The following is a 7,824-nucleotide window of genomic DNA, read 5'->3' on the forward strand; positions in this document are numbered from 1 at the left end:
CTGACACACCGCCATCGCGGGCAAGCCCGCTCCCACATTTGTTTTTTTGAGCCCATCAAATATTTTTATATTTATCTTGCGCGCTAAATATTAGCGCTATATATTCGCCTCACCAACTACTTAGCGCGCAAACATTTAGCGCTAAACCACAAGAGGACGACACCATGCAAACGCTCTATACCGCAGTAGCCACCGCCACCGGCGGCCGTGATGGTCGCGCTGTTTCCAGCGACAACATCCTCGACGTCAAACTCTCCACCCCAAAAGAATTGGGCGGCGCTGGCGGCCAGGCCACCAACCCCGAGCAACTGTTCGCCGCCGGCTATTCGGCCTGCTTTATCGGCGCGCTGAAATTCGTCGCCAGCCAGACAAAACGCAAAATCCCGGATGACGCCTCGATCACCGCCCACGTCGGCATCGGCCAAATCCCCGGCGGTTTCGGCCTGGACATCGACCTGCACGTCAGCCTGCCGGGCCTGGCACAAGACGAGGCGCAAAGCCTGGTCGACGCCGCGCACCAGGTCTGCCCGTACTCCAACGCCACCCGTGGCAACGTCGATGTGCGCCTGCACGTGACGGTCTGATTTACACACGCGCACAAAAAAGCCCGACGCCAGGTCGGGCTTTTTTTGTCGTACGGTTGGGCCAGAATTACTTCTTGGCGCGACCTTTGTACGAACCACCTTCACGGGTGTCGATTTCGATCATGTCGTCGATTTCGATGAAATCAGCAACTTGCAGCTCGGTACCGTTAGCCAGTTTGGCAGGCTTCATCACCTTGCCCGAAGTGTCGCCGCGAGCGGAACCTTCGGTGTAGGCAACTTTACGCACGATGGTGGTCGGCAGCTCTACGGAAACCAGACGGTCTTCGAAGAAGATCGCTTCGCAGACGTCTTCCATGCCTTCTTCCACGAACGGCAGAACGGCTTCGATATCTTCAGCGTTCAGCTCGTACATGGTGTAGTCGGTGGTGTCCATGAACGTGTAGGTGTCGCCGCTGATGAAGGACAGGGTCGCTTCTTTGCGGTCGAGGATCACGTCGTCCAGTTTGTCATCGGCGCTGTAGACGATCTCGGTCTTGTAACCGGTCAGCAGGTTCTTCAGCTTGGTCTTCATGATTGCGCTGTTACGACCAGACTTGGTGAACTCAGCTTTCTGAACCAGCCAAGGGTCGTTTTCGAGACGGATCACTGTACCGGGTTTCAGTTCTTTACCAGTTTTCATTGCATATATCCGAAATTTGGATGGGATTTACAAAATTCAAGGTGGCGTATCATATCCAACTTTCATAAAACTGTACCAGCGCCGTCGCAAGATCGGCCTGCAAGCCTTGTTCCAGACACCAGGTTTGCGCGTGCAGGTGTACCTCCGGCCAGTGTTCCATGAGCATTTTCCACGCTTGTGCCATATCGCCATCAGCGTTCCAGGCTTGCCACAGGGTCACCACAGCGACCTTGGCGGCGGGCGACAACGCGGCGGTGTACAGCGCCAGAAAGGCGTCGAGCTTGTCCAGGTGGATGTCTTCGTCCTGGCGGTAGATGTGCCACAGCAACGGCCGCCCCGCCCATTGGGCACGTACGAACGAGTCTTCGCCGCGTACGGCGTTGAAGTCGCAGCACCACAGCAGGCGGTCATATTGTTCCTGGCGCACGAACGGCAGCACCTGCACGGTCAGCGCCTCGCGTTGATGCACATCGCCCACCGCCAGCGCCTCGACACCGAGCCAGCGCTGCACGTCGCCGAGGATGCGGCCTTCCGGCACCAACAGATGAGTGGCATGCCCATCCGTCGCCAACACGTCCAGCCAGCTGGCGAGCCCGGCATTTTCATAGGCAAACAACGACATCAGCCGCGCACCGGCTGCCGGAACGACGCCTATCGACTGCAGGAATTGTTGTCGCGCTGCGCCGTCATGCTGAAATGCCTGACGCTGCTCCAACAGCCCGCCTTCACGCAAAAGCCCGCCCGTGCCCGGACGAAACCCCGGAAAGAAGAAGTACTTTTGCACGCCCTTGAACTTCACCGACGGCAGACGGTGGCAACCCACCACCCAGTCTTCGGCGCTGAGGTAATCCAGGTTCATCCACAACGGCGTGCGTTCGCGCGCGGCCATGGCCTCCATATAATCGGGCGGCAACTGGCAAGCGAAGGCGGCGATCACAACGTCGGCGGGTGGCGTCTGCGGCCAGTCGGCCGACCAGTGACGCACTTCAACGCCTTCCTGCCATTGCTGATCGCGCTGCACCTCGATTTCGGGGCACATGCGTTCGAAGGCGCGCAGGTCGTCGACCCATAAGCGCACTTCGCACGCATGCTCAACCACCAACTGCCGGGCCAGACGCCAGGTCACGCCGATGTCGCCGTAGTTGTCGACGACGCTGCAAAAAATATCCCAGCGGGCTTTCATTCCGGGCTCCAACATTCAAAGGCTCGATTGTCCGCATAAATGCGCCGATGCAGAAGGCTTGATCGCGATTATTCTGCACAGTGGCTGTGCGACAATCGCCGCCACGCCGTCAATGCCTGCCAGGAGGCCAACATGTCTGAACGTCCGTTGTCGCTGTTCAAGCTCAGTGCTGCCGTGGCCTTTGGCCTGTGGCTGGGGTTTATCGCCATTGTGCTGACCGCCTGGCTGGTCTCGCGCTACCTGTTCCCGCAAAGCCTCGCACCCGTGGCTCAAGCGGTTCAACAAGCCGTTCAACAGATGGGCAAACCGGCCGCCGTGGCGCCGGAGCCGCCGAACCGTATGTTCGAGCAATACACCGAGAACCTGCGCAAGCAGGAACAACAACAAACCCTAGACCAGGCGCGCAACAATGCGCGCAACCTGTCCAACCCCAAATGCCAGTTCTGGCTGCAACAAGACCAGAACGCGCCCAATGAAAAGAGCAAGGCGAATGTCCTGCAATTTTGCGAATGACCCAGCACACTCATGAATAAACATGCCGTTCACCAGTTGATTCTGGAAAAACTCAGCGTCGACCTCGACATCGCTCAGCGTGCCGCACAGACCGCCTACGAAACCGCGACCCACGAAGAAAACATCGCGGAGAACAAGTACGACACCTTGGGGCTGGAAGCTTCCTACCTCGCGGCCGGGCAAGCCAAACGCGTCGAAGAGATCAAGCAAGCGCTGGCGTTGTGCCAGAACCTGCAACTACGCGCCTACGATGATCAACGCGGGATTGAGGTCGGCACGCTACTGGGCCTGGAGGACGAGAACAGCCGCCAGCAGTGGCTGTTCCTGGCGCCGGATGCGGCAGGCTTGAAAGTCGATGTGGTGGGCCAGCCGGTGACCGTCATCACCCCGCGCTCGCCCCTGGGCAAAAGCCTGCTGGGCAAGTTCGAGGGTGATGAGGTGGAGATTCTGGTGGCGGGCGCCCGGCAACACTTTACGGTTACCGAGGCCAAATAAACCACTCCTGTGCGCTGGGGTGCGTAGCAGCCCCAAAAAACTTGCGGGCGCTACGCACCCGAGCGGGAGCAAGCTCCCTCGCCACACCTGCAATAATCAATATCAGTGGACGGGCAATTCAACGCCGTCAAACAGCTCTTCCAGTTCCTGCTTGTTATGGCACTGGATCGCCTTGGCCATGACTTCACGGGTCAGGTGCGGTGCAAACTTCTCGATGAAGTCGCACATGAAACCACGCAGGAAGGTGCCACGGCGGAAGCCGATCTTGGTCACGCTGGACTCGAACAATTCGCTGGCGTCGAGCACGACCAGGTCTTTATCGAGGTTGGTGTCGACCGCCATTTTGGCGACGATACCCACACCCAGGCCCAGGCGCACGTAGGTCTTGATCACGTCGGCGTCAGCGGCGGTGAACACCACTTTCGGTGTGAGGCCGCGATGGCTGAAGGCTTCATCGAGCTTGGAGCGGCCGGTAAAGCCGAACACATAAGTGACGATCGGGTATTCAGCCAGGGCTTCGAGGGTCAGCTTCGGCAGCTTGGCCAACGGGTGGCCCTGGGGCACGACCACGCAACGGTTCCAGCGGTAGCACGGCATCATCACCAGGTCGCCGAACAGCTCAAGGGCTTCGGTGGCGATGGCAAAATCGACGGTGCCGTCAGCAGCCATCTCGGCGATCTGCATCGGCGAACCCTGGTGCATGTGCAGGGCCACATCGGGGTATTGCTTGATGAAATCGCGGATCACCGGCGGCAAGGCATAACGCGCCTGGGTGTGGGTGGTGGCGATCGACAGGGTGCCTTTCTTCTCGTTGGAGAATTCCTGGGCGATCTGCTTGATGCTTTCGACTTTGCGCAGGATCTCGCCGGCGGTGGTGATAATGCGCTCACCGGCCGGGGTCACACGGGTCAGGTGTTTGCCGCTGCGCGCGAATACTTCGACGCCCAGCTCGTCTTCGAGCAGGCGGATCTGCTTGCTGATACCGGGTTGCGAGGTGTAAAGGCTTTGAGCGGTAGCGGAAACGTTGAGGTCGTGGTGCGCCACTTCCCAGATGTAGCGCAGTTGTTGAAGCTTCATATATGTCCCTCAAAGCGGATAGACGCCACGGGTATCAGCGACGGTATATAACTATATTAAAGGTCAGACAGATAAATCTAGAACTTTTTATCGTTTTTACCCATCACGTGTCATCAGTGCGTCGACGCTGCAGCGACGGCACCATGTAAACCGGCACTGTGGCCAGTTGCAGTACCCGCGCCGCCGTGCGCCCAAGCGGTGTGGCGGTCGCGGTTGTGTGGCTATGACTACCTACGATCAACAGGTCAACGGAAAGTTTACGCAGTTGGTCGAGAATCACCTCGCACGGGTCCCCCTGGATCACGCGCACCGAGCGAATCAACTGCAGGTCTTGCTCGCCCTCCCCCAACTCCTCGCGAAAACTGTCGAGCACCCGTTGCTCAATGGTCGCCATCACCGTGTTCAGGCCCTGGCTCTGCCATTCACTCAGGGCCTTCTCATCAAGGTAGCTTTGCAACACCGATTCGGCGAACAACCCGATCGGCTCGACCACATGAATCACATACAAATCCGCCTTGAACGTCCGGGCCAGCGCCAGCGCATGTTGCATGACATACGGCGCATACAGACCGAGGTCCGTGGCATACAACATCGAACGAATCATAGAACCTCCTGGACTGCCAGGATGGCGGGGATTGATTGAGCTTAGCAGCTAGCTCTCGGTCTGGATTTTCAACTCATTGCTGATGCCATGGGGCACATGCCCGGTGGTTACCACCTCCCTGGCTTTCTCACAATGACCGGCCTGGTCATCGAAAAACACATCGGCGGCGAACGCTTCCAGGAACGCGGATTTTTCCAGGCCGCCAAGGAACAGTGACTCATCCAGGCGGATGTCCCATTCGCGCAAGGTGCGAATCACCCGCTCATGGGACGGCGCCGAACGCGCGGTGACCAGGGCGGTGCGGATCGGGCAGGCGTCGTCCGCGAACTCGCGCTGCAACAGGTTGAGCGCCGCCAGGAAGCCCTTGAACGGACCGCCGTGCAAAGGCTCGCGTGCCGACTCGCGCTCGCTGGCATGAAACGCCTCTATCCCACCGACCTGATACACGCGCTCCGACTCATCGGAAAACAGCACCGCATCGCCGTCGAATGCAATGCGCAGTTCTTCACTCGATGCCCGGCGCGCGCCGCCGGACAGAATCGTCGCCGCAGCAAAACCAGCATCCAGGGCGCTGCGCACATCTTCAGCGTGGGTCGACAAAAACAAATGGCAACCAAACGCGGCCAAATAAGGATATGGACTACGCCCTCCTACGAAAGCGGCGCGGGAAATATCCAGGCCGTAATGCTGGATCGAATTGAACACGCGCAAACCGGTGTCGGCGCTGTTGCGTGACACCAGCACCACTTCGACGCGGGCACGCCCGAGGCTGGCGTTAAGGCTAAGGAGCTTTTTGACCAGCGGGAAGGCGTCGCCGGGTTCGAGGGTTTCTTCCTCGTGTTCGATCTGGTATTTGCGATACGCCTCCACCCCTTCGTTCAGGTAGATCTTGTGGCTGTCGCTCAGGTCGAACAATGCCCGCGACGAAATCGCCAGCACCAGTTTGTCGCCCAATCCTTTCGCCATAGTGTTTCTCCCCAATTCAGCGATTGCGCCGATCAATAAAACTCAAGGCCTGGTAGAGCGCCTGCATGCGTGGCAATTCACAGCCCGCCGCTTTGGCAGCGGCCAATGGCCGGGCGTAGATCGCCGCCAGTTCCAGCGGGCGTTTGTGCACGTGGTCGTGGTACATGCTGGGCAGGTAGTCAGCCATAGTGTCGGTCATGGTGAGCATTTGCTCGACGTAACTGCCGGGAATTTCATGGCCACAGGCGTGGGCGCCCTTCACCACTTCAGTCATCAGGGCCTGGATCAGTTCGCGGCTGGACTCATCGGCCATCATCGCGCTGGTGCCGGTGCCCAGCAATACCGAGAGGCCATTGAACGGCACATTCCAGACCAATTTATGCCAGCGGGCCTGGTGCACATTGGCCATGGCCTGGGACTCGATGCCAGCCTGGTGAAACAGCGCGGCGCCCTCCTCGACAATGGCCTTCTGCTGCGCCTCATCGTTGGCCGCCGTGCCACTGTGATAGCCAAGATTCACCCGGCCCAACGCCTGATGCTCGACGACACCCGGCCCGGAACGATGCACGCCGATGTAACACAAGCCGCCCAACAGGTGCAGCGACGATGGCAGGTGTTCGCGCAGGCTGTCTTCAACATCGAGGCCGTTTTGCAGGAGCACTACCTTGGCGCCCGGTGCGGCGACCTGGGCAAGGGTTGGGGCCAGCTCCACGTTGCCGGTGGATTTGGTGCCGACCAGCAGCCAGTCGCACGCCGGCATATCGGCAGCCTGGGCATAGGCCTGCACAGGGTGCAGGTGCAACTTGCCGTGCACAGTACTGTTGAGGTGCAGGCCATGCTCGGCGACCGCCGCATATTCACTGCGCAACAGAAAGTGCACATCGAACCCGGCACGCGCCAGCATCAGGCCGTAAAAACCACCGATGGCGCCGGTGCCGATAATGCCAATGCGGGGCGACTGTGCTGTCATGGCAGATCCTCTGGAGTACGGGTAAGTGCTTGATTAATCGCGTCCGCAAGGTCGGGCCGGGTAAGACGCGCCTGTAATTGCCCAAGGAATTGACCCTCGCACACGAGGAACAACGCGGGCAAATGAAAGATCTGGTAGCGCTCAACCGCCCCGCCGTTGTGCCCGGCATCCACCCAGCACACGCGCTCGACCGGCAACGTCCAGCCGGGCAGTTGCTGGCGTGCCCAACGGCAACTGGAACAGCCCACGCTGGTAAACACCAGCAGCGAAATACCTGGCAATCCCAGCAATTGCTGGTCAATATCCAGGTCGGTCAATTCCAGTTCCTTCACTATACTGCTGCCACTGCCGTCAATTGGACGGTGCTCGGAGTCCGTGTACATGGGTCGTTTTTTACCTCACCCTGATGATGTCGCTGTCGAGTTAATCCAACGTCCCGCCCCAGCTATTCCCCGCCAACGCCTGCACACTATCGGCCTGGGCGGCGTCGCCTGCAATTGCCCGCGTGCCTGGCGCCAGGGCACGGCGGTTGATCTGCGCATCCCGTCACTGGGTGCCAGCGCCCGTTATCCGGGCTATGTAGCCTGGTGTCGCAAAGTCGAAAATGGCTACCGTATCGGCATTTCCTTTACCGATGAACATGCCTTGTTCGGTGCGCGCATGGGCGAGCAAGTGTGCCAGATCGAACGCTACTGCCGCCTGCACGAAGACGCCGAGCCAACCCCTGCCCAGCTCGAGACCATGGCCCGTGAGTGGGTTTCACGCCATGCCAGTGAGTTCGCCCACGACACC

At 59.4% G+C, this 7,824-nt stretch carries 11 protein-coding genes; 4 read left to right on the plus strand and 7 right to left on the minus strand.

What is annotated here, in order from left to right; genetic code table 11:
- The first annotated feature begins 164 nt into the window (after window positions 1-164).
- A complete protein-coding gene (locus FEM54_RS18630) occupies window positions 165-584 on the plus strand; it encodes an organic hydroperoxide resistance protein (protein ID WP_076017342.1) in 420 nt (139 codons plus the stop codon).
- 67 nt (window positions 585-651) lie between these two features.
- On the opposite strand, the gene FEM54_RS18635 is transcribed toward FEM54_RS18630, so the two are convergent.
- Window positions 652-1,224 (minus strand): elongation factor P, encoded by a 573-nt coding sequence (locus tag FEM54_RS18635; RefSeq protein WP_017136152.1) that lies wholly within the window; start codon window positions 1,222-1,224, stop codon window positions 652-654.
- 49 nt (window positions 1,225-1,273) lie between these two features.
- Window positions 1,274-2,407, minus strand: coding sequence for an elongation factor P maturation arginine rhamnosyltransferase EarP (earP, locus tag FEM54_RS18640; RefSeq protein WP_138452415.1), 1,134 nt, complete (start codon window positions 2,405-2,407; stop codon window positions 1,274-1,276).
- A gap of 132 nt (window positions 2,408-2,539) precedes the next feature.
- On the opposite strand from earP, the gene FEM54_RS18645 reads away from it, so the two are divergent.
- Both FEM54_RS18645 and FEM54_RS18650 read left to right on the plus strand, forming a co-directional pair.
- Entirely contained in the window at window positions 2,540-2,920 is a 381-nt protein-coding gene (locus FEM54_RS18645) for a hypothetical protein (RefSeq protein WP_026013615.1), read from the plus strand.
- 12 nt (window positions 2,921-2,932) lie between these two features.
- A complete protein-coding gene (locus FEM54_RS18650) occupies window positions 2,933-3,415 on the plus strand; it encodes a GreA/GreB family elongation factor (protein ID WP_069788694.1) in 483 nt (160 codons plus the stop codon).
- Between the two features lie 102 nt (window positions 3,416-3,517).
- Here the strand turns inward: FEM54_RS18650 and cysB are convergent, their stop codons facing one another.
- The 5 genes from cysB to FEM54_RS18675 form a co-directional block, all read right to left on the minus strand.
- On the minus strand, window positions 3,518-4,492 hold the full coding sequence (gene cysB, locus FEM54_RS18655; RefSeq protein WP_003189876.1) for an HTH-type transcriptional regulator CysB: 975 nt from the start codon (window positions 4,490-4,492) through the stop codon (window positions 3,518-3,520).
- A 103-nt stretch (window positions 4,493-4,595) separates the two neighbouring features.
- Window positions 4,596-5,096, minus strand: a complete 501-nt coding sequence (locus FEM54_RS18660; RefSeq protein WP_017136149.1) for a universal stress protein — start codon at window positions 5,094-5,096, stop codon at window positions 4,596-4,598.
- A 48-nt stretch (window positions 5,097-5,144) separates the two neighbouring features.
- Window positions 5,145-6,062: a 5'-nucleotidase gene (locus FEM54_RS18665; RefSeq protein ID WP_017136148.1), complete on the minus strand. Its 918-nt coding sequence runs from the start codon at window positions 6,060-6,062 to the stop codon at window positions 5,145-5,147.
- Window positions 6,063-6,078: 16 nt separating this feature from the next.
- Entirely contained in the window at window positions 6,079-7,032 is a 954-nt protein-coding gene (locus FEM54_RS18670) for a putative 2-dehydropantoate 2-reductase (RefSeq protein ID WP_099549073.1), read from the minus strand.
- A complete protein-coding gene (locus FEM54_RS18675) occupies window positions 7,029-7,415 on the minus strand; it encodes a YbbN family protein (protein ID WP_017136146.1) in 387 nt (128 codons plus the stop codon). Before FEM54_RS18675 ends, FEM54_RS18670 begins: the two co-directional genes overlap by 4 nt.
- On the opposite strand from FEM54_RS18675, the gene FEM54_RS18680 reads away from it, so the two are divergent.
- On the plus strand, window positions 7,414-7,824 hold a 411-nt coding region (locus FEM54_RS18680), incomplete at its 3' end, for a PilZ domain-containing protein (RefSeq protein ID WP_138452417.1). The genes FEM54_RS18675 and FEM54_RS18680 overlap by 2 nt on opposite strands.

Origin of the sequence: Pseudomonas edaphica (assembly GCF_005863185.1) — a bacterium.
Lineage (GTDB): Bacteria > Pseudomonadota > Gammaproteobacteria > Pseudomonadales > Pseudomonadaceae > Aquipseudomonas > Aquipseudomonas edaphica.